This window comes from Ruegeria sp. N11 (genome assembly GCF_056531525.1).
This window is the reverse complement of record NZ_JBQFLX010000025.1, coordinates 1-19,423: the sequence shown is the minus strand read 5'-3', so window position 1 is coordinate 19,423 and position 19,423 is coordinate 1. Positions and strand designations below refer to the sequence as shown.

At 61.0% G+C, this 19,423-nt stretch carries 20 protein-coding genes and 1 riboswitch; of the genes, 5 read left to right on the top strand and 15 right to left on the bottom strand.

Annotated elements, in window-relative coordinates; translation table 11 throughout:
* Positions 1-46 precede the first annotated feature (46 nt).
* From ACR0J8_RS20985 to cbiE, 7 genes are all read right to left on the bottom strand, one after another.
* A complete protein-coding gene (locus ACR0J8_RS20985) occupies positions 47-511 on the bottom strand; it encodes a DUF302 domain-containing protein (RefSeq protein WP_480526913.1) in 465 nt (154 codons plus the stop codon).
* Between the two features lie 185 nt (positions 512-696).
* On the bottom strand, positions 697-1,440 hold the full coding sequence (gene cobF / locus ACR0J8_RS20980) for a precorrin-6A synthase (deacetylating) (RefSeq protein ID WP_480526911.1): 744 nt from the start codon (positions 1,438-1,440) through the stop codon (positions 697-699).
* Positions 1,433-2,161: a uroporphyrinogen-III C-methyltransferase gene (gene cobA / locus ACR0J8_RS20975; RefSeq protein ID WP_170808263.1), complete on the bottom strand. Its 729-nt coding sequence runs from the start codon at positions 2,159-2,161 to the stop codon at positions 1,433-1,435. Before cobA ends, cobF begins: the two co-directional genes overlap by 8 nt.
* A complete protein-coding gene (locus ACR0J8_RS20970) occupies positions 2,158-3,474 on the bottom strand; it encodes a cobyrinic acid a,c-diamide synthase CobB (protein ID WP_480892105.1) in 1,317 nt (438 codons plus the stop codon). Before ACR0J8_RS20970 ends, cobA begins: the two co-directional genes overlap by 4 nt.
* A complete protein-coding gene (gene cobM / locus ACR0J8_RS20965; RefSeq protein WP_480526908.1) occupies positions 3,467-4,261 on the bottom strand; it encodes a precorrin-4 C(11)-methyltransferase in 795 nt (264 codons plus the stop codon). Before cobM ends, ACR0J8_RS20970 begins: the two co-directional genes overlap by 8 nt.
* Positions 4,262-4,263: 2 nt before the next feature.
* A complete protein-coding gene (locus tag ACR0J8_RS20960; RefSeq protein ID WP_480526973.1) occupies positions 4,264-4,626 on the bottom strand; it encodes a cobalamin biosynthesis protein in 363 nt (120 codons plus the stop codon).
* Positions 4,623-5,822 (bottom strand): precorrin-6y C5,15-methyltransferase (decarboxylating) subunit CbiE, encoded by a 1,200-nt coding sequence (cbiE, locus tag ACR0J8_RS20955; RefSeq protein WP_480526906.1) that lies wholly within the window; start codon positions 5,820-5,822, stop codon positions 4,623-4,625. The genes ACR0J8_RS20960 and cbiE overlap by 4 nt, the downstream gene beginning before the upstream one ends.
* On the opposite strand from cbiE, the gene ACR0J8_RS20950 reads away from it, so the two are divergent.
* On the top strand, positions 5,821-6,552 hold the full coding sequence (locus ACR0J8_RS20950; RefSeq protein WP_480526904.1) for a cobalt-precorrin-6A reductase: 732 nt from the start codon (positions 5,821-5,823) through the stop codon (positions 6,550-6,552). The two genes, cbiE and ACR0J8_RS20950, sit on opposite strands and share 2 nt — an antisense overlap.
* On the opposite strand, the gene cobJ is transcribed toward ACR0J8_RS20950, so the two are convergent.
* Genes cobJ through ACR0J8_RS20915 form a run of 7 tightly spaced genes read right to left on the bottom strand, consistent with a single transcriptional unit; the run spans position 6,543 to position 14,523 of the window.
* Positions 6,543-7,319, bottom strand: coding sequence for a precorrin-3B C(17)-methyltransferase (gene cobJ, locus ACR0J8_RS20945; RefSeq protein ID WP_480526903.1), 777 nt, complete (start codon positions 7,317-7,319; stop codon positions 6,543-6,545). The genes ACR0J8_RS20950 and cobJ overlap by 10 nt on opposite strands.
* Entirely contained in the window at positions 7,316-8,044 is a 729-nt protein-coding gene (locus ACR0J8_RS20940) for a precorrin-2 C(20)-methyltransferase (RefSeq protein WP_480526902.1), read from the bottom strand. Before ACR0J8_RS20940 ends, cobJ begins: the two co-directional genes overlap by 4 nt.
* Entirely contained in the window at positions 8,041-8,670 is a 630-nt protein-coding gene (locus ACR0J8_RS20935; protein ID WP_170609609.1) for a precorrin-8X methylmutase, read from the bottom strand. The genes ACR0J8_RS20940 and ACR0J8_RS20935 overlap by 4 nt, the downstream gene beginning before the upstream one ends.
* Positions 8,670-9,797 carry a precorrin-3B synthase gene (gene cobG, locus ACR0J8_RS20930; protein ID WP_480526900.1) on the bottom strand — a complete coding sequence of 376 codons (1,128 nt, stop codon included), beginning with the start codon at positions 9,795-9,797 and terminating at the stop codon, positions 8,670-8,672. The genes ACR0J8_RS20935 and cobG overlap by 1 nt, the downstream gene beginning before the upstream one ends.
* Positions 9,794-13,087, bottom strand: coding sequence for a cobaltochelatase subunit CobN (cobN, locus tag ACR0J8_RS20925; RefSeq protein ID WP_480526898.1), 3,294 nt, complete (start codon positions 13,085-13,087; stop codon positions 9,794-9,796). Before cobN ends, cobG begins: the two co-directional genes overlap by 4 nt.
* 3 nt (positions 13,088-13,090) lie before the next feature.
* Positions 13,091-14,146 (bottom strand): cobalamin biosynthesis protein CobW, encoded by a 1,056-nt coding sequence (gene cobW, locus ACR0J8_RS20920; RefSeq protein WP_480526896.1) that lies wholly within the window; start codon positions 14,144-14,146, stop codon positions 13,091-13,093.
* A complete protein-coding gene (locus ACR0J8_RS20915) occupies positions 14,143-14,523 on the bottom strand; it encodes a DUF1636 domain-containing protein (RefSeq protein ID WP_170682400.1) in 381 nt (126 codons plus the stop codon). Before ACR0J8_RS20915 ends, cobW begins: the two co-directional genes overlap by 4 nt.
* A gap of 94 nt (positions 14,524-14,617) precedes the next feature.
* A riboswitch (cobalamin riboswitch) is annotated at positions 14,618-14,825 on the bottom strand.
* A 487-nt stretch (positions 14,826-15,312) separates the two neighbouring features.
* On the opposite strand from ACR0J8_RS20915, the gene ACR0J8_RS20910 reads away from it, so the two are divergent.
* Positions 15,313-15,648: a hypothetical protein gene (locus ACR0J8_RS20910; protein ID WP_170808272.1), complete on the top strand. Its 336-nt coding sequence runs from the start codon at positions 15,313-15,315 to the stop codon at positions 15,646-15,648.
* 171 nt (positions 15,649-15,819) lie between these two features.
* Here ACR0J8_RS20910 and ACR0J8_RS20905 read toward each other — a convergent pair whose 3' ends face one another.
* The gene (locus ACR0J8_RS20905; RefSeq protein ID WP_480526894.1) at positions 15,820-16,326 is read right to left on the bottom strand and encodes a YybH family protein; all 507 of its coding nucleotides are present in this window, start codon (positions 16,324-16,326) and stop codon (positions 15,820-15,822) included.
* A 267-nt stretch (positions 16,327-16,593) separates the two neighbouring features.
* On the opposite strand from ACR0J8_RS20905, the gene ACR0J8_RS20900 reads away from it, so the two are divergent.
* The 3 genes from ACR0J8_RS20900 (at position 16,594) to ACR0J8_RS20890 (ending at position 19,190) form a co-directional block, all read left to right on the top strand.
* Positions 16,594-17,469: a LysR substrate-binding domain-containing protein gene (locus tag ACR0J8_RS20900; RefSeq protein WP_480892096.1), complete on the top strand. Its 876-nt coding sequence runs from the start codon at positions 16,594-16,596 to the stop codon at positions 17,467-17,469.
* A gap of 163 nt (positions 17,470-17,632) precedes the next feature.
* Positions 17,633-17,971, top strand: a complete 339-nt coding sequence (locus ACR0J8_RS20895; protein WP_170808275.1) for a hypothetical protein — start codon at positions 17,633-17,635, stop codon at positions 17,969-17,971.
* Positions 17,964-19,190 (top strand): HlyD family secretion protein, encoded by a 1,227-nt coding sequence (locus tag ACR0J8_RS20890; RefSeq protein WP_480526890.1) that lies wholly within the window; start codon positions 17,964-17,966, stop codon positions 19,188-19,190. Before ACR0J8_RS20895 ends, ACR0J8_RS20890 begins: the two co-directional genes overlap by 8 nt.
* Positions 19,191-19,423 lie beyond the last annotated feature (233 nt).

Genomic DNA, 19,423 nt, shown 5'->3' with positions numbered 1-19,423 from the left:
ATTGCGGAGGACGCCGTCGGACGCAAGGCAGATCACGGCAGTGTGACTATTTGACTGCAGCTTCGGCCACGGCCTGAAACTTTTCGTCCAATTCCCGGGCAATTTCGCTCAGCTTTGCGCCACCTTCTGAGGCATAAGGAGCAAACACAAATCCGGGCGTTTTATAGGACAGGGTGGCAGTTCCGTCTTCGTTTTCGGTCACGTAAAACCTGATCGGCGCCTCGATCATCGCGTTGGTCGATGTTTCCAAAACACGCACAGCAAAATCGTTGTTGAATGCGCCGATCACCAGGTTGCCGGGAATGGTGATCCCGCGCGCAGCGGCGGCCTTTGTTGGCCCGGCTTGCGTCACCACGATCAGCCCATTTTCCTTGACTGCTGTTTTGGTGGCGTCCACCAGGTCCTCATATGACTTGTCGGTCACGTAAACCGCCCAGCCTTCGGGGATGTCGGGATCATCAGCCCAAACGGGATAGGCCAGCAGACAGAACAGGACCCGGAGCAATCTCATAGCATTGCCTCATTTGGTGTGGACGACCTTGTGATGCCAGAAATTCAGCACCGACGCATTCACATTCTTGTGGGGTGGAACGTCGGAGGAGTGCGCCGTCCATTAGTGGTTCGATTGAGCCATGAGGCTTTTCGCATCGAAGCTTCCCGCCTGATAGGCAAACTCACCTGCTATGCCACTTTGCGTCAGACCGCGCGCCTTTTCAGCAGATAGATATCCATGATCCAGCCATGCTCGGCCCGTGCGCGGGCCCGGGTATCCAGAATCGCCTGCGCCACCTCGGAAAGTTGGCCATGGATCAGCAGCTCTTCCTTCATGCCGACGAACGCGCCCCACCAGATGTCATAATCCTTCATCTCCAGAGACTGGAACGAGCATTCACCATCCAGCATGACCGCCACCTTGGTCGCGGCTTCGGGCCAGCCCTGTTCGCGAAGCCTTCGGCCAGTCGTGACAACATAAGGCGCCCCAATATCGTTGACCGGAATTCCGTGCGCTGCGGTCAGCGCCTGCAAAGCGGTGATGCCGGGGATTACCCGTTTTCGTGGCTGCGGGGTCAGTCGCGCGGCAATGCGCAAAGAACTGTCATAAAGCGACGGATCACCCCAGATCAATAGCGCCACATTCCGGGCCTCTGGATCAGCCTGCATTGCCTCCTGCCAGCGCAGGGCGATGGCGTCGTGCCACTCATCAACACCGCGCAGATAGCCGTCCTCCGTCCGGCGTTCGGGAATGTCGAAATAAGCGATCCGGGGCGGGGTATCTGTCACCTGCGCGATGATCTCTTCACGCAGTCCTGCCAGATCGGCCTTGTTCTCGCCCTTGCGCGGGATCAGGATCAGATCGGCATCACGGATTGCCTTTGCCCCCTGAAAAGTCACGTGATCCGGGTTGCCCGTGCCAATGCCGATCAGGGACAGCTCATACATTGTCAAACTCCGCCAGCGGGCCATACAGGATCAGGGCCGGGGCTGTGCCGATTTCGGATTGCAACTGTTCCGCCAAAGCGCCGATGGTGGCACGGCGAAGCTTCTGGTCGGGGGTCGAGACGGACTCGGCCATCAATGCCGGAGTATCCAGCGGCAAGCCATGGGAGCGAAGTGCCTCGACGAGCAAGGGGAAGGTGCGTTTGCCCATGAAAACCACTGTTGTCGCGGAAGGGTCCGCGAGTGCGGGCAGATTCAGATCTTCCGGTAACTGGCCGCTGACATCGTGTCCGGTCACAAATTGCACGCGGCGGGCGGTCAGACGACGGGTCAATGGGATGCCCGCTGCTGCAGCGGCCGCAACGGCTGACGGAATGCCGGGAATGATTTCATAGTCGATACCAGCATCCCGCAACGCGACAAGCTCTTCTTCCAGGCGACCGAACAAGCCGCCATCACCGGATTTCAGGCGCACAACATGCTGGCCAGTACGGGCATAGTCCACCAGCAAGCGGCTGACATGATCCTGTTTCGGCGACGGGCGACCAGCCCGTTTGCCTACCCCGACCAGATCGGCATCATCGCGCGCATGGGACAGGATTGGGCCACTGCTGAGATCGTCAAACAGCACCGCGTCCGCCTTTTGCAACCGATTCACCGCCTTGAGCGTCAGCAACTCGGGATCGCCCGGGCCAGAGCCGATGAAGGAAACAAAACCGCTCATTCCGAGGCCTCGGCTATCAGATGAAAGAAGGTGCCTGTCACGTGTCCACGTACCGATCCGGTCTGCGGTCCTTCGGTGCCTTCCGCGTCAAACACGCGCGCCAAAGGGGGGTCTGGCTGTTCGACAATCGACGAATAATGAAACTCATGCCCGCGCAAAGCCGTACCAGCGGCAAGCCCCGGCATCGGCGACAGCAATTCCGCCCGCCGATAGCCCAGATTGAACTTGCGCTTTTCGTATGATGTCACCAGACCCAGCAATCCGGCCATCCGGTGCCGGGTACCGTCCTTGTCGATCAACCCTTCGCCCAAGGCCATGTAGCCCCCACATTCCCCGTGAACGGGCTTTGTATCGGCATGTTTGCGCAGCCCTGACAGGAACGTATCAGCCGCCGCCAGCGTTCCGGCGTGCAATTCCGGATACCCGCCGGGCAGCCACACAAGATCAGCATCCGCGGCCGGAGCTTCGTTCGCCAGTGGCGAAAATGGCAGAACTTCAGCCCCTGCTACGCGCCACCCTTCCAGCAGATGCGGGTAGGTGAACGAAAACGCCGCATCCTGTGCCAATGCGATCCGTTGTGCCGGAGGGCGCGGCAGCGCGGCTGACGATGGCCCTTTCGGGCCTGAGGAAGCTGCAGCCTTGATCGCCTCAAGGTCCACATGTTCACGCAGAAATACTGCATACCCGGCAATGGCACTTTCCAGATCCGGGTGTTCGACCGCCTGAATCAGGCCAAGATGGCGTTCAGGCAGGGTCAGATCGCCGCGCCGCGGCAGGACGCCCAGCACCGGCAGACCCGCGTGTTCCATCCCCAGACGGGTCAGGCGTTCATGCCGTGGGCTGGCACAGCGGTTCAGGATTACTCCGGCAAAGGGCAGGTCCGGATTGTACATTCGGAACCCAAGTGCTGTCGCCGCCGCAGATTGCGCCTGACCGCCTACATCCAGCACCAGTACAACGGGCCAGCCCATGCGCTGCGCTGTCTCAGCGCTGGACCCGTGCCCGAGTTCTCCGGGTTTTGCGACGCCATCGAACAGGCCCATCGAGCCTTCGGCCACAACGATATCCGCGCCTTCGGCCTGGGCTGAAATCGCGTTCAGCAAGGGGTCGCCCATCGCCCAGCTGTCCAGATTGAACGAGGCCCGCCCGGCTGCCGCCCGATGAAACGCCGGGTCGATATAATCCGGCCCGCTTTTGAACGGCTGAACTGACAAGCCATCTTCGGCCAGCGCACGCAAAAGGCCCAGCATGACTGTTGTCTTGCCGGTTCCCGAAGAAGGGGCGGAAATCAGCAATCCCGGGGGGCTAGTCATCGCCGTGGCTCCAGCTCGACCAGGGGCTTTCCGCACTTTGCGGGCGGTAGCGACGATCATAGGTCTTTGAATACAGGCAACTTTCGTCAAATCCTTCACCCGCCAAGGCAGGACCGATAAGGATCAGCGCGGTACGCGAAATGCTCTCGTCCAGAGACTCTTTCAATGTGTTCAGCGTCGCGCGGATGATCCTTTCATCCGGCCAGCTTGCCCTATACACGACGGCGACCGGACAATCCGCGCCATAGGCCGGTGTAAGGTCGGCGATCACCTTGTCCAGATTGCCAATCGACAGGTGGATGGCAAGTGTTGCGCCGGTGCGGGCAAAGTTTTCCAGCGTCTCGCCTTCGGGCATGGACGATGCGCGGCCCGGCGTACGGGTCAAAACAACAGATTGTGCCAGTCCGGGCAGGGTCAGTTCCGTGCCAAGCGCCGCGGCGGCCGCGGCAAAGGACGGAACGCCGGGGGTGACGCTGACCGGGATGCCCATCTGTTTCATGCGCCGGATCTGTTCGCCCATTGCCGACCAGACCGACAGGTCGCCGGAATGCAGCCGCGCCACGTCGTGACCAGCCTGATGCGCGGTCTCGATCTCCGCCATGATCTGATCCAGATCCATCGGTGCGGTGTTCACGATCTTCGCGCCTTCGGGGCAATGATCCAGAATTTCTTCGGGCACCAGTGATCCGGCGTACAGGCATACCGGGCAGGACGCGATGATATCGCGCCCGCGCAGCGTCAGCAGGTCGGCGGCGCCTGGCCCGGCGCCAATGAAATGAACGGTCATGTCTATCCTCCGATGGCGACGGCGCAGGTCGCAAGCCGGTCGTCCGAAATCAGTCTGGGTGAGAGAAGCCGCGCCCCGGAACCGGCGGCGGCAAGGGCGGATGCTTCGGCCACGCTGCCGGTGCCATACGTGGCCCGGCTGCGGTTCGAGCAGGTGAGGGTCCGCTGCCCGGCCAGATCGGCGGGCGAGATGAAATGCACGGGCAAGGCCAGCTTTTGGGCAAAATCAGTCAGGGCAGGGTGGCCTTGCTTGTCGGCAACAGTGGCCAGCGCATCCACACGATGCCCGGATGCGGCAGCCTTGAACGCCGCCTGCAAACTGTCCGCCGTGGCGGAGGACGAAAAGCCCAGGCCCGCGACGATCATAGTGTCACGCTCCATTGCACGACCGGATAAGCGGCCTTCCAGCCGCGACGCGGGCCAAGCGGTGCCGCATGAGACAGGTCAATGCGCAACAGGTCGCCGCCGAGTTCCTCGTGCCATTGGGCCAGCAATGCCTCGCTTTCCAGTGTGACCGCATTGGCCACCAATCGCGTACCTTGGGGCAAATTGCTCCGCAGCCATTCCAGCAGGTCAACGCTCAGCCCGCCGCCAATGAAAACAACATCAGGCGGGGTCAAACCATAAAGCGCCCCGGGGGCCGTACCGTGAACCACGTTCAGCCGATCCTGCCCCAGTGTATCGGCATTCCGGCGGATACGCTCGGCCCGGTCGGCGCGAGGCTCGATCGTGGTCGCCGTCAGGCTCGGGTCGCACATCAGCCACTCGATACTGATCGAGCCTGTGCCGCCACCGATATCCCACAGATGTTCGCTGCGTTGAGGGGCCAGCGCAGACAGGGTCAGCGCGCGGATGGGGCGCTTGGTGATTTGCCCGTCGGTTTCGAATATCTCATCCGGCTTGCCCGAGGCTTTGGGCAGGGCGCGGCCTGCACCCGCGACGTCAAGTCCGACGCAAACCGGGTGCTCGAAGGTTCCCAAAAGCGCCTCGGTCAACGAGACACTGCGGGCCCGTTCACGCGGGCCGCCAAGCGCCTCCATCACGTGCAGTTGCGTGTCGGCAAAGCCGGTCTCGGTCAGGTAATTGGCCAATTCGGCCACCGCCGCGCCATTGCGCAGCAGCAGGATTGCACGCAATCCCGGGGACAGATGCGGGCGCAAGCGGGTCAGAGGGGCGGCATGCAACCCGAAGGTCAAAGTGCTTTCCAAGGGCCAGCCCAGCCGCGCGGCAGCCAGGGAAAAAGTCGACTGACCAGGCAAGGCCAACCACTCACCGGGATCGAAATTGCGCGCGATCACCGACCCGGCACCGAACCAGAACGGATCACCCGAGGCCAGTACCACGGTGGCGCGACCGCGCAGCCCGGTCAGCATGGGCAACCCATCGGCAAATGGCACGGGCCACGCGATCCGCTCGGCCCCGTTTTCGGGAACCAGCGCCAGATGGCGCGGTGGCCCCATGACGACTTCGGCGCGGTCCAGCACTTGACGGCTTGCCGGCGACAGGCCATCCAGTCCATCTTCGCCCAGTCCAAGAACGGTCAGCCACGGAGCTTCATGCATGTCCCACCTCCTGATCCTTGGCGGCACGACCGAGGGCAACGCGTTGGCCAAGGCGGTTGCCGACCGGGGCATAGCTGCAACCTACTCCTACGCAGGCCGGGTGGACAATCCGCGACCGCAGCCATTGCCGGTCCGGGTGGGCGGGTTTGGCGGGGCGGAAGGGCTGGCGCGTTACATTCGTGATCACGGTGTCAGCCATGTGGTTGATGCCACCCATCCCTTTGCCGCGCAGATGAGCCGGAATGCGGTTCAGGCATGTGATGAAACAGGTATTCCGCTGGCCGCGCTGACCAGGCCAGCTTGGACCCCGCAAAACGGGGATTGCTGGACAAACGTGGCAGACATCGCCGCGGCGGTGGATGCCCTGTCCGGGGCGTCTCAGCGCGTTTTTCTTGCGGTAGGCCGGATGCATCTCGGGGATTTCGCCGCCCAGCCCCAGCATCATTACCGGCTGCGGCTGGTGGATAAGCCTGACTCCCTGCCGCTGCCGGATTGCGACGTCGTCGTTTCCCGCGGACCGTTTACGGTGGAGGACGACAGGGCGCTGATGGCGCAGCACGGTACAGAACTGGTGGTGTCCAAGAACGCGGGCGGAACCGGCGCACGGGCCAAGCTGGACGCCGCGCGGGCGCTGGGCCTGCCGGTGCTGATGATCGACCGTCCGGTCCTGCCGCAGCGAACCGAATTGTCGAATGTTGCTGACGTTCTGGACTGGCTGGGTCATTCCTGATCCCTGGCCTGATCGCTGGCCTGAGTAAACCTGGGCGTGTAGACAATTGGCCCGTGGTCCCTGTCAATCACACGGGTCAGCGAAGATCCGACAATCACCACGGTCTGCATGTCGGCCATGTCAGGTGTCGCCTCGGCAAGGGTCGAGATGCGAATGGCCTCGTCGGGCCGCGTAACCGCTCGGGCGAACAGGATCAGCCGCTCGGGCTCACATTCCTCGCGTAGGATTTCCAGTGTCTTTACAAAGCCTTCGGGGCGGGACTTGGAGCGAGGGTTGTAAAACGCCATCGCGAAGTCCCCTTGCGCGGCCAGTCGTAGACGTTTTTCGATCAAAGGCCACGGCTTGAGATTGTCGCTGAGGTTGATGGCACAAAAATCATGGCCCAGCGGCGCTCCAGCGTGGGCCGAAGCGGCCAGCATCGCCGTAATCCCGGGCAGCACGTCAATCGGAATTTCACGCCATTCCGAGGGGCCGTTTTCCAATGCCTCGAACACAGCGGCGGCCATGGCAAAGACACCCGGATCGCCCGAGGACACAACCACCACGCGCTTGCCCTCTGACGCCATCTGCAACGCGTGCTGCGACCTGTCGATCTCGACCCGGTTGTCGCTTGCGTGCAGCGTCAGGCCGGTGCGCTCTGCCACCCGGGCGACGTAGGGAATGTACCCGACAACGTCGGTCGCTTCGGCCAATGCCGCCGAAACCTCGGGTGTGACCAGATCCGCATTGCCCGGGCCCAGCCCCGCGATTTTGACCCAGCCACTCATGGACGGCGACCCTGGCCATGTACAACGATGATCGAGAAATAGGGCGTGATCTTGCCGCACGCTTCGGACAGCTTAGACACGGTCTGGTTCGGCATTTGCGCGTATTCGACGATCCAGGCACGGTCATAAAGCCCGGCTGTCTGCAGTGCGCGTTTTACCTTGTCGATATTGCGGCCGATTTTCATCACCACCAGCGCATCCGTCTGGGCCATGCGCCGGGCCAGATCGTCCTCGGGCAGGGTGCCGACCAGTACTGTCAGCACGTCATCGCCCCAGGTGATCGGATCGCCGGTTGCGGTCCACGCGCCCGACATGCCGGTGATGGCGGGCACCACCTCGACCGGAGCGTTGTCGCGCAAGCGGCTGTATAGATGCATGAACGAGCCGTAAAAGAACGGGTCACCTTCGCACAGAACCACCACGTCTTCGCCGTTTTCAGACAGCGCCTTAAGATGCGCGGTGCAGTCTTCGTAGAACTCAGACAGCAATTCGTTGTAGCGCGGGTCCGTGACGGGAATTTCCGTGGTGACGGGGTATTCCATCGGGAATTCAACTGCCCCTTCCGGGATCATCCCGTTTACGATCTTGCGGGCCTGACCACTGCGGCCCGGCTTGCGGAAAAAGGCGACGTGTTTTGCGTTGCGCAGCAGGCGATCCGCCCGAACGCTCATCAGGTCGGGATCGCCGGGGCCAAGGCCCACACCGTATATTGTGCCCATCTTCATTCCGCCCGGCTTGCGATGGCGTTGATTGCGGCCACGGTAATGGCGCTGCCGCCCAGCCTGCCTTTGACAATGCAGGACGGCACGGGCTGTGCTTCCCACAGGGCGTCCTTGGATTCCATCGCGCCGACGAACCCCACGGGGCAGCCGATGATGGCGGCGGGACGGGGGCAGCCGGGGTCTTCCAGCATGTTGAGCAGATGGAACAGGGCGGTGGGCGCGTTGCCGATGGCGACCAGAGCGCCTTCCAGATGAGGGCGCCACAATTCCAGCGCGGCGGCAGACCGGGTGTTGCTCATCTCGGCGGCCAACGGGCGCACGCGTTCGTCATGCAGGGTGCAGATCACCTGGTTGTCGGCGGGCAGGCGAAAACGGGTCACGCCTTCGCTGACCATGCGCGCGTCACACAGGATTGGGGCGCCGCTTTCCAGCGCCGTGCGGGCCGCGGTCACGAATCCCGGCGAGAAATGCACGAACTCTTCCAGCCCCACCATTCCGGCGGCATGGATCATGCGAACGGCGACCTGTTCCTCGTCAGCGTCGAACCGGGCCAGATCTGCCTCAGAGCGGATGGTGGCAAAGCTTTCCTTGTAGATCGCCGCACCATCGGTTTCGTATTCATAGGGCATCAGGTCAGGTCCATAGTCATGAGTGTTTCGGGGCTCAGCCCGCGCTGGCTGGGCTCATCCCCCGCGCGGCCCTGATTTACAAGATCAAATCGGCCGTTCCGGCCAACCAAAGTGACGTCGGCCGGGCCCATGCGGGCACATCCCTTGGCGCAGCCGGACACGTGCAGTGTGCCGGCCACGCGCGGGGCCAGGGCACGGGCAATGTCGCGGGTTTCTGCCTGCGCCTGAGGGCAGAACGGCGCACCGGGGCAGGCATCTGTGGTCATGAGTGGGTCGGCGTCATCGGTGACAAATTCTGCAGCAGGTATCGACGCCCCGCCTTCCAGCAGGATCAGCCGCCAGGGTGTGACACGCAGAGCAGTCGCGCCAGTCACCGCGATCAGTTCGGCAAGTGGCTGGGCGGGCAGTTGCCCGAACGCCGCGCCATAGAATGTACCCAGATCGTGAGTGCCAGGCTGAAGCGGTTCGCCAGTCGGGGCAGGGTTGCTGCCCTGCCACTCCTGCGGCAGGCCTAGTGCTGCCACGACCCGCGACATGCGGCGATTTTCCGGGGTGAAATTCCCTGAGAACCATTGTGCCAACGCGATCAATTGGTCGATCGCTTCGGCCTCGGTGACACGTCGCCCGGTGTCAGACCCGTCCGCGCGCAGGATCAGGCCGTCAGGACCGGTCTCCAGCCGGATATCCGCTGAATCCGCTGCAAGCAGACGGTTCGGGCCGGTGTCGATGGCAAAGCCGAACTTGGCGGGCAAGTCGGGCAATTGACCCAGCCGGTCAATCAACTCCGTAGTCAGACGGCTGGTCCGATCGCCGGTTTGATACAACGGCGAGACGAGTATGTTGCGCCGCACTTCAATGCCGGGCTCTGCATCCAGCAAGTCCAGTGCAGAGAGTTTTTGAAGCAGAGGCTGGTGATCAGCTTCGCTCACGCCGCGTAATTGCAAGTTGGCCCGGTTGGTCAGGTCGATGGTGCCGTTGCCGAATTGCCCTGCCAGATCGCACAGGCCCAATGCCTGTTTGGCATCCAGCCGCGCCAGCCGAGGGCGCACACGAACGACCAGCCCGTCGCCGGACATCATCGGTCGATGCGCCCCGGGGCACCAGCCTTGTACGATCGGCGCGCTCATCTCAGCCCCTCCAGATCGGCCCGGATCGAGTTCCGGCGCGTGTTCCAAAGCCCGGCCTCCAGCAGCGTGCGGAACCGGTCCTGCATGGCCTGATGCGCTTGCGGGTTGGCCTGTTGCAGGAACGCGTCCACCTCGGCATCGCCCAGCGTCGCGTCATGGTAGAGGTCGAAGAGGTGTGGCGCGACCGTACCGGACAGGTGGGCAAAAGAAGCCATGTGATCCAGCGTCGCCGCGATCTCGGCCGCCCCGCGGAAACCGTGGCGCTGCATCCCCGCGATCCAGGCGGGATTGGCGGCCCGGGCATGGACGACGCGGCTGATCTCTTCCGGCAGGGTGCGGGCGCGGGGTTTATCCGGATTGGTGTTGTCGAGATGGTAAAGTTGCACCCCGCCGCCGGTAATCTTCTTGGCCGCCGCAAAACCGGCCTCATGCGTGGCATAGTCGTTGGCCAGCAGCAGGTCGGTTTCGGTCAGGTCCTGAAGGTGCACGAAGCTGTCCGCATTGGCGACTTGTCGGGTAATGCCGTCGATATCCTGTGCGACGTGTTCGCCTTCCAGTGCGAATGAACTGGCCTGTAGCCAGGCCTCACCCGCCTGCGCGCGGGCCTCGTCGGTGTAGGTTTCCGACAAGTGTGTCATGTTCAGGCCATAACTGCCCGGAGCCGGGCCAAAAACCCGCGGGTTCGGGGTCTGCCCCGCGAAGGGATTCCAGTCCGGCGCTTCGTCCCGCTGGGACAGCGCCCGAACGGCCTGGCCAAATAGAGCGGAGAGCGTTGGGAATACATCCCGGAACAGGCCCGAAACACGCAGGGTCACGTCCAGACGCGGACGGCTGAGGTCGGTGATTGGAAGCACTTCGATGCCTGATACCCGCTCTGATCCCTTGTCCCAGACCGGTTTCACGCCCAGCAGGTGCAGCGCCATCGCGAATTCCTCGCCTGCCGTGCGCATGGTGGCCGACCCCCATAGATCGACGATCAGGCCTTTCGGATAATCGCCTTCCTCCTGCAGGTGCCGCCGAACCAGTTCCTCGGCCAGTTTCACGCCTTGTGTATAAGCCGCGCGGGTCGGGACCGACCGGGGATCAGTGGTGTAGAGGTTCCGCCCAGTGGGCAGCACATCCGATCGTCCGCGATAGGGCGAACCCGACGGGCCAGCCTCGATCCGGTTTCCGGCCAGCGCGTCCAGCAAGGCAGTGCGTTCGGCGTGTGCAGATGGCGCGGGGTCGAAATTGCCGGTCACTTCAGGCACGCGGCCAAAAATATGCAGCCCGTTGCCAAACTGGCTTTCCTTGATGTCGCAGACAAAGCGGTCGATGCGGGTGATTGCCTCGGCGATACAGGTGGCCTGGTCAAGACCAAGATCGCTTTCCAGCCCGATGGCCTGAGCTTCTTCCCGGATATCTTCCTGCAAGCGGTCGCGTCGTTTGGGGTCAAGCCCGTCGGCGTTCGAGAATTCGTCCAGCAGCGATTCAAGCCGCACCATCCTGTCCGGCGTGCCGCTCTCCTTCATCGGGGGCGGGATGTGACCCAGCGTGACGGCTCCGATGCGACGCTTGGCCTGTGCGGCTTCGCCTGGGTCGTTGACAATGAAGGGGTAGATCACCGGCAAATCACGGATCAGCGCTTCGGGCCAGCACTTGGCGGACAGGGCAACGGATTTTCCCGGCAGCCATTCCAGAGTGCCATGGGCGCCAATATGGATCAGTGCGTCGGCGTGCAGGCTTTTGCGCAGCCAAAGGTAAAACGCGACATAGCTGTGACGCGGTGTGCGCGAAAGGTCGTGATAGTCGTCATCGCGCAGTTCAGGCGTGCCACGTTCGGGTTGCAGCGCGACCAGCGCCTTGCCCCGGTGCAGCGCGGTGAAATGGAACGCGCCATCAACAAAGGTCGGATCATCCTCGGGCTTGCCCCAGACTGTTTGCAGGTCCGTATTCAGTTGATCCGGCAAGTGTGCAAGCGCGGCCTGGTAATCTTCGAGCGACCAGGAAATCCGGGCGCCCAGCAATGTGTCGGCGATCGGTTCGGCTGGGGCTGTATCATACCCGGCGCATTGCAAATCTGACAGCATCGCTTCGGCTGATGCCAGCGCGTCAAGGCCCACGGCATGGGCCATCTGCCAGTCCTTGCCGGGGTAGGTGGACAGAACCAGAACCGGCACCTGTTCCGCTTTGGGTCGGTCGTTCAGATTCAGCCAGCCGGTTACACGATCAATGATCGCTTCGATCCGTTCAGGTTCAGCGCGGTGGGCAAAGCGGGAATATTCCAGGTGCGGATCGCGTTTGCCCGGTTCCTTGAATGAGGCGATGCCTGCCGAGATCCGCCCATCCACTTCGGGCAGCACGACGTGCATGGCAAGGTCGGCGGGGGAAAGACCGCGTTCGGCCTCGGCCCACGCTTTGCGGCGTGAAGTTGCCAGAGCGACCTGGAAAACCGGCACACCCGCCGCGTCAAGCGGAGAGGTTCCCGACGCACCTTTGCCCGAGAAGGAGGTGGCATTGATGATCGCAGAAGGTTCCAGTGCAACGATGTTTCGGCGCAACCAATCGGCGGCGGCAGGTGCCTTGAGGGAAGGGGCGAACATGCCCATTGCCTCGAACCCACGCGCCCGCAGGCTGTGGATCAGCGCGGCGACCGGGGCGGTGTCGGCGGAGGTCAGGTAGGCGCGATAGAAAGTGACGATGATGCGTTTCGCATCGTTCGTAAATGCGGTTTCGACCGGGGTTACGCCGCGGTCAGGGCACCAAACACCGCATTCCGGAAGGGTTTTGGCCCCCATCACCGGCCCGGCATAAAGACCTGCCGCCAATGCCATCTGCGCCAAAGCGGCCTGCGCCGCGACCTCGCCGCCGGTGTCGCACAGATGCGCCAGTCGCCGCAGGGTCGAGACGGGCAGGGTGGAATAGTCGTCCAGCCGGGTATCCTCACGCCCGTCGGCAGGCAGAACCGCCAGCGCGATGCCTTTGGCCTGCGCCAGCGCAAGAACCTGCTGCAGCCCGTATGACCAGTAAGGCACCCCACCAATCAGGCGGATCAGGATACCTTTTGCGCCGTCAAGCGTCTGTTCCACATATGTGTCAACGGACAGAGGGTGTTTCAGCGCCGTCAGATTGGCCAAACGCATCGTCGGCATTCGCCCTTCCGGCCCACCGCCGCGATGCCAGCCTGCCGCGAAAGCACCGAGATCACTGTCCGAAAAGGACAACATCACCAGATCCGCCGGGCTCTGGCCCAGATCGGTCGGGGTCTCGGTTTCTTCAAGCCCGTGGCTTTCGCGGAAGACGACGTGCATGGCTTACTCGGCGGCCTCGGTCACACCCACGAGGATATCCCGGATTTCGGCCTCTTTGATGTCGTCGTGCTCGGCAATGACCACAAGACGCGAGCGGCGCTCCTCGCCGGGTTCCCAGGGGCGGTCGTACTGATGACGCACCCGGGCACCGACAGCCTGAACCAGCAGACGCATCGGTTTGCCGGCAACTGCCGCATAGCCCTTGACGCGCAGGATGTTCAATTCCCTGGCCAGACGTTCGATCTTGGCAACCAGATCGAGTGGATCGCTTTGCTCCGGCAGTTCGACGATGATGCTTTCGAAGTCGTCATGTTCGTGGTCGTGATGACCGTCGTGATGCGACGGACGCGCGTCCATGTCATCCTCGGCTGCAGCTTCCAGACCGAGCACGACGCGGACGTCTACGACGCCTTCGGCAACCTCTACGACGGGCAGCGGGCGCGGGGCCTCGGCTGCGATGACCTCTTTGGCTTTGGCAACACCCTCTGGCCCTGCCAGATCGGGCTTGGTCAGCAGGATGATATCGGCGCAGGATATCTGATCCTCGAACACCTCGGAAAGAGGCGTTTCGTGGTCGATCGAGTCATCGGCCAGGCGCTGGGCATCCACCGCCTCGACGTTCGGAGCGAAGCGACCTGCCGCGACCGCCTCGGCATCGGCCAGAGCGATCACGCCGTCCACAGTGATTTTCGAGCGGATATCGGGCCAGTCAAAGGCTTTCAGCAGCGGCTTGGGCAGGGCGAGGCCGGAGGTTTCGATCAGAATGTGATCGGGGCGCGGGTCCAGCGCCATCAGCGCTTCGATGGTCGGAATGAAATCATCGGCCACGGTGCAGCAGATGCAGCCGTTTGCCAGTTCCATGATGTTCTCTGCCGGACAATCGGGAATGGCGCAGGATTTCAGAATATCGCCGTCGACGCCCACGTCGCCGAATTCATTGACCACGACCGCCAGACGTTTGCCCTGCGGGTTCTGCATCAGGTGCTTGACCAGCGTTGTCTTCCCTGAGCCCAGAAAGCCGGTGATCACAGTGACGGGAAGTTTCTCAAGAGTGCTCATTTCAGGGCTCCAATCGGGGGAATGCGGGAGGCGCAGTTTTTGCGGAAATGTTCGGGGCGCTCACGCCATTTGACCAAGCCGTCCTCGGTCGCCAGATATTTGGTCGCACCGTCGACAATGACGTCAACGTGTTCGGCTTCGTTCAGGTTCTCATAGACAAAGGTCCAGCGACCCGGTCCACCGCGCAGCACGATCGAGCAGCCCTGATCGCAGTTCGACAGGCATTCGACGGGTTTCAGCGTGATGCCTTCGGGCAGGTCGGCCTGTTGCAGCGCTTTGTGCAGCAATGTGCCGGGGCGTTTTTCATCATCCTCGACGGGCAGTCCACGGCGGCACGTGGTACAGACCAGCAACTCGACTGGTGCGGTCTCGGTCATGTCTCTCATCCCCCCAAATCCTCTTCGCGGGGGACGGGGTTTCATGCGGGCCACGCGTCTGCACATGGACCCGACACCGGAACACCCCGCCCGGTTTCTTCTTCGGGTGCTGGCAGGTCTCCCGGCTTGCGGATGTCAGAGGCTTGCTCTGGCAGATGTCCCGCCTTCCCGGCCTTTCGGCCAGTGGCTATGGGCACCCTCTCCGGTCACGGTCGCGGGGGCGGCTGCGTTTGACGGAAAAACCGCTGACGCATTCCCTTTTCATCCATCCAGGGATGGACACCAACGGGTCGGACATGCGGCACAGGCGGGGGACTTGTCAAGCTTCAGGATGCGCGGTTTTGCCGCCGGAAGGGAAAAGCGACCTGAGGTGGTCACTCAGCGGCATCGCCGGGCGCTTGCTGCGCCGGAAATCCTGCGTGATTGAGGGGTTCAGTGTGATGTTCGCTGATTTTGGAAGGGGTCGGCGGGACCCGGCCAGGCGGGGCAGATTCGGCTTCAGAGCCACTGGGGCAGGCCGTGTGTGGACGTTGCGGCGACCAATCGACCGTCATCTCCGAGCATCGCTAAACCGAGGGATTGGGGTTTCGTTGATTAAGTAGCCGCCGTTCCGACCGGCTCGGGGTACTCCATTTCAGTATTCGCGCAAGACCCGGCAAAAACGACCGCTTCGAGATCGAATCTGATGGCCGTCTTGCCGTGCACAGAGTAGCCAGAATTTTTGCAAAATTATGCCTCAAACTGTCCTTAGCGGGCGTCGGCGAACAGAATATGCCAGGAAACAAAAAAATGAAAAAGTTAGCAGCTTTTCTTGTGTTCTTACCCGTCGCTGCAGTTGCGGAAGACCGGGTGTTCGAGTGTGAAGCGCCGGATGCAAAATATCCGGAAATGGCGGCCACGCTGGTCAAATACGAAGGCCAGAACAAAGGGCATATTACCATTGGTGATATTGACAATAAGGCTGAGGTGTATCCCGGCCTCGACACCCTGACTTACCTGTATATCGGTGACGGCTTTACCCTGAATTACAACGTGAATCTCAAGACTGGCACGTTTGACTATTCGGCTTCGGGCAGCAAATCCGGATGGGGCAAAGGCAGCTGCAAGGAAGTTGTGGCCCAGTAATTCGCTAATGCCCGGTCTGCGGGTTGGGCCTTTCGGTTGCCGAGAAAAGTACTTGCCTGGTTCCGTCCTGAGGCCAATGTAGTTGGCCGTGGACGGAACCCGGTTAAAAGCGGCCGATCCAGTATGTGTCCAAGCCATCTGGGCGGCGTGCCAACCAATCAAATCTTTTGATCAGCAAGGTTCGGCACGCCCCGAACACGCGGGCGCGATTGATCTGCCGGCGCTGAAGGTATTCGCGTTGGACCAGATATCCCGCGCCACGCGCCATGTTCCGTCATCTTCGAGATGGTAGATATTGATGCCATGGCCCGTGGAAACAGTGGCAGGGCCCGGGTCACGCGGAACATCGGTGGCGGTAAACTCATAACGCTCAAACGCCCAGTCCGCCGCCACAACAAATTCCAGCGATTGCTTTTTCCAACTGGTGTGAACGGCGTCGAAATACCCGCGCACCCAAGGCCCGACCTTGGCTTTGCCTTCCATAACAGGCGCACCGGGTGCGATGAAGACCACGTCATCAGTGACCGTCTCAAGGAATTGATCCAGTTTGTTCGAGTTGATCGCTGCAAGATACGCTACGTGTGCGGCTTGCGGAGTGTCGGCTCTGGTGTCGGGCAGCGCCGGTGTCGCGATAGCCAACCCTATTCCAGTAAAAAGCATGGTTATCCTGATAGTCATATCGGCCTCCAAGCATTTGCGGCGATTGGACCTTGCCGGTTGTTCAAACCCGCCTATCAACGCAAAACGCATTGCAGGACGATCGTATTGCAACGCAATTCGACAGGCTTTTAGGGCAATCGCAATTTCAGATAGCTACACCACTGATTGTTCAACTCGTATCGGGTGTATTTCTCGACAATAGTTACGTTTGGTGTACCTTGCGAGGCAGGAAAAAATAGCAATCATTAAGTATTTCTACTGAATGACCTTATTGACTGGCATAAGTTGCCGCCGCTTTCGACCCTCAGGGCGTTTGAGGCGACCGGCCGTTTAGGCGGCTATTCTGCTGCGGCGCGTTCACTGAACGTAACCACTGCCGCAATTGCCCAACAGGTGCGAAAGCTTGAGGCTGATCTGGGGATTCCACTTGTGCGCCGAGAGGGACGTGGACTTGCTTTGACCGAGGCCGGTCGGACGCTGGCCAGCACCCTCAACGACGCATTCGAGCAGATCGCAAAAGGCATTGATGATGTGACGGCTCAGGAGGCCGCTCGCGGTGTGAGTGTGTCTACGACTGTCCGATTTGTCGACGCGGTCATCATGCCACGTCTTGGCGGCTTCTGGGCGGAACACCCCGGCATCCAGGTGTCCTTCGCTGCGGAAGGAAATTCGTGGGACGTCGATCTCGAAGCCTTTGACATTGCGATACGCGGAGGCCCGCCAAACCATGTTTGGAGCGGCGCGGCCCAGAAACTGCTTCTAAAGTCGCCGTTCGTATTATGCGGCACACCAGAGCTTGTCAGGTTGGGTGCGAAAAACCTGACCGATGTGCCGTGGATACAGGACAAGAGCATCGGTTCCCAAGTCTTTGAAGGTGTCGTCCGGGACTTCGGCCTGCGCGTCGACGACGTTCAGCTTGTTGATCCGGGGGGATCGAAGTTCGAGCTGGACGCCGCCTTGCAAGGCTACGGATTGCATCTAAGCCCTCTAGTGACCGTCAAAAAGTACCTGGATAAAGGCAGACTGGAAGCTATCGACGTGCCGCCGAAATGGGTGGCCTGCTACTTTGCGGTCTACCGAAAGGGGCGCATTTCCGATCAGGTAGGTGCTTTCTTGAAATGGCTTGAAGTGACGTGCGCACCACTTTCTCAGGAGGCTTGAGAACCTCGAACTGGATTCCGTCCAACGTCATATCGGGCACTGGCCCGTCATTATGTTCACGCTATCGGGCCGGGGGCTGATCAGAGTTGCCTCGTGCAGGATTGGTTTTTTTGATTTCAATCGCTTATCCTTGCCGGGGATCATTTGGAAACAGGAGGTTCACGTGAACAGCTCTATCTCTGATGAGGCGATGGCGCGGCTCCCGTTTTGGGTGACACCTCCGGGGGAAACAGACGGCTTTTTGATCGTTGTTGGGTTTCTTCTTGTCGTTGTCCTGCTGGGCTTCGGCGCATTGTATTTTACCGTGCAGGCTATCCCCGACCGCATGGCGGCAGGCGCGCACAAGGTTCAAATGCAACTGGTTGGTGTGCTTGGGTTGATCTCGCTGTTCACACTGAACAATGCCTTCTGGATCGCCGCCATTCTGATTGCCGCTGTGCCTCTGCACGAGATATTCCCGCTCAGGACCGAAGTGGACCTTTCGGAGAACCACGATGCTTGAGTTGGTATTCTCTGCATTGATCACGATTGTCCCGGATTACCTGTACCGTCGCTATAAGCAGGGCAAGAGATGGGGCCATGAAATAACCCTGTTCAACGTCTGGTATGAATTGCGGTGGGGTTTGACCGCCTGCGCAATACTGGCCGTTACGCTGATCACAGTGATCTTCTATTTTCACCCCTCAACGCGGAACGTGTCCGCCGCATTTCGCACGGTTACCATACTGTCAGATCGCGGTGGCCGCGTCTCAGAGGTGTATGTCGCCAACAATGATGCGGTTGATGCCGGTGACGCCATTTTCCGGTTGGACACGACCCGACAGGAAGCAGCAGCAGATACCGCTCAACGCCGTATAGAAGAGATCGAGGCCGCTTTGGGTCTGACCGCAACAGAAATCGCGGCAGCCGCCGCTGGTGTTGAGGCGGCAGAATCAGATCTTGCGCAGGCCACAAGCGATCTGGATCGACGCCTAGAGCTTGCCGAGCGAAACGATACTGTTGTGAGCGAGCAGGAGCTGGAGCGGTTGCAGACGGCAGTGTCCGGGGCGGAGAGCCGTCGCGCAGCCGCACTCGCGGCACTCGATGGTGCCAAGCTTCGCCAAACCTCACTTCTTCCTGCGCAGCTTGAAAGCGCGCGCGCCGTGCTTCGGGAGGCCGAAAACGAGATCTCGAAATCAACCGTATTCGCCGAGGTGGACGGGGTTGTGACGCAATTCCTCCTGAAGCCGGGCGACATCGTTAACCCAATTCTGCGTCCCGCTGGCATTCTGGTGCCAGACGTCTCAGGACAAGGGCGTTTCATAGCGGCTTTCGGTCAGATTTCAGCCAGCGTGCTCAAGCCTGGCATGCTGGTGGAAATCACCTGCGCATCCAAACCCTTGACCATAATCCCGATGGTCGTGGACGAGGTGCAAGACGCGATTGCTGCGGGGCAATTCAGGCCGGGGGACGCGCTGCTGGATCAGCAGGATCGGGCGCGCCCCGGCACTGTGACAGCCTTTCTTGCGCCAATCTTCCCGAAACATCTGGAAGATATCCCCCCGGGAAGTTCATGCGTCGGCGTTGCCTATACAAGCCGGGCGAAGGAAATTGATGCCGGTGAAATAACGGGTTTTTCGGCTTTTCTTGCACGGATTGTGGACGGGATGGGTATCGCAAACGCGATCGTCTTGCGCGCGCAGACAATTTTGCTGCCCGTCAAGGCGTTGGTTTTCAATTGAGGCCCATCTCGTTGAACGGAAAAGCGTCGCGACGGACAGCGACGCCAGTTTCATTAACCCGTTTTCCTCCGTCTTTTTTGAGGACCTGATCTAGTTGTCAACCATGTTGTTGTTTTTGGTGGTGTTCTTAGTCATCCATTTTCTAGGGTCAGGACCCATTGATTTCCAGCGGTCGGCATGATTCACGGCTGAAAAACGAGCGGTGAACATGTCTGGTCTTTTCTGGTTGACCG

Excerpts from the sequence above, each read along its gene's own strand:
- ACR0J8_RS20985 (WP_480526913.1), bottom strand. The coding sequence starts at position 511 with ATGAGATTGCTCCGGGTCCTGTTCTGTCTGCTGGCCTATCCCGTTTGG.
- cobF (WP_480526911.1), bottom strand. The coding sequence starts at position 1,440 with ATGTATGAGCTGTCCCTGATCGGCATTGGCACGGGCAACCCGGATCAC.
- cobA (WP_170808263.1), bottom strand. The coding sequence starts at position 2,161 with ATGAGCGGTTTTGTTTCCTTCATCGGCTCTGGCCCGGGCGATCCCGAG.
- ACR0J8_RS20970 (WP_480892105.1), bottom strand. The coding sequence starts at position 3,474 with ATGACTAGCCCCCCGGGATTGCTGATTTCCGCCCCTTCTTCGGGAACC.
- cobM (WP_480526908.1), bottom strand. The coding sequence starts at position 4,261 with ATGACCGTTCATTTCATTGGCGCCGGGCCAGGCGCCGCCGACCTGCTG.
- ACR0J8_RS20960 (WP_480526973.1), bottom strand. The coding sequence starts at position 4,626 with ATGATCGTCGCGGGCCTGGGCTTTTCGTCCTCCGCCACGGCGGACAGT.
- ACR0J8_RS20950 (WP_480526904.1), top strand. The coding sequence starts at position 5,821 with ATGTCCCACCTCCTGATCCTTGGCGGCACGACCGAGGGCAACGCGTTG.
- cbiE (WP_480526906.1), bottom strand. The coding sequence starts at position 5,822 with ATGCATGAAGCTCCGTGGCTGACCGTTCTTGGACTGGGCGAAGATGGA.
- cobJ (WP_480526903.1), bottom strand. The coding sequence starts at position 7,319 with ATGAGTGGCTGGGTCAAAATCGCGGGGCTGGGCCCGGGCAATGCGGAT.
- ACR0J8_RS20940 (WP_480526902.1), bottom strand. The coding sequence starts at position 8,044 with ATGAAGATGGGCACAATATACGGTGTGGGCCTTGGCCCCGGCGATCCC.
- ACR0J8_RS20935 (WP_170609609.1), bottom strand. The coding sequence starts at position 8,670 with ATGCCCTATGAATACGAAACCGATGGTGCGGCGATCTACAAGGAAAGC.
- cobG (WP_480526900.1), bottom strand. The coding sequence starts at position 9,797 with ATGAGCGCGCCGATCGTACAAGGCTGGTGCCCCGGGGCGCATCGACCG.
- cobN (WP_480526898.1), bottom strand. The coding sequence starts at position 13,087 with ATGCACGTCGTCTTCCGCGAAAGCCACGGGCTTGAAGAAACCGAGACC.
- cobW (WP_480526896.1), bottom strand. The coding sequence starts at position 14,146 with ATGAGCACTCTTGAGAAACTTCCCGTCACTGTGATCACCGGCTTTCTG.
- ACR0J8_RS20915 (WP_170682400.1), bottom strand. The coding sequence starts at position 14,523 with ATGACCGAGACCGCACCAGTCGAGTTGCTGGTCTGTACCACGTGCCGC.
- ACR0J8_RS20910 (WP_170808272.1), top strand. The coding sequence starts at position 15,313 with ATGAAAAAGTTAGCAGCTTTTCTTGTGTTCTTACCCGTCGCTGCAGTT.
- ACR0J8_RS20905 (WP_480526894.1), bottom strand. The coding sequence starts at position 16,326 with ATGACTATCAGGATAACCATGCTTTTTACTGGAATAGGGTTGGCTATC.
- ACR0J8_RS20890 (WP_480526890.1), top strand. The coding sequence starts at position 17,964 with ATGCTTGAGTTGGTATTCTCTGCATTGATCACGATTGTCCCGGATTAC.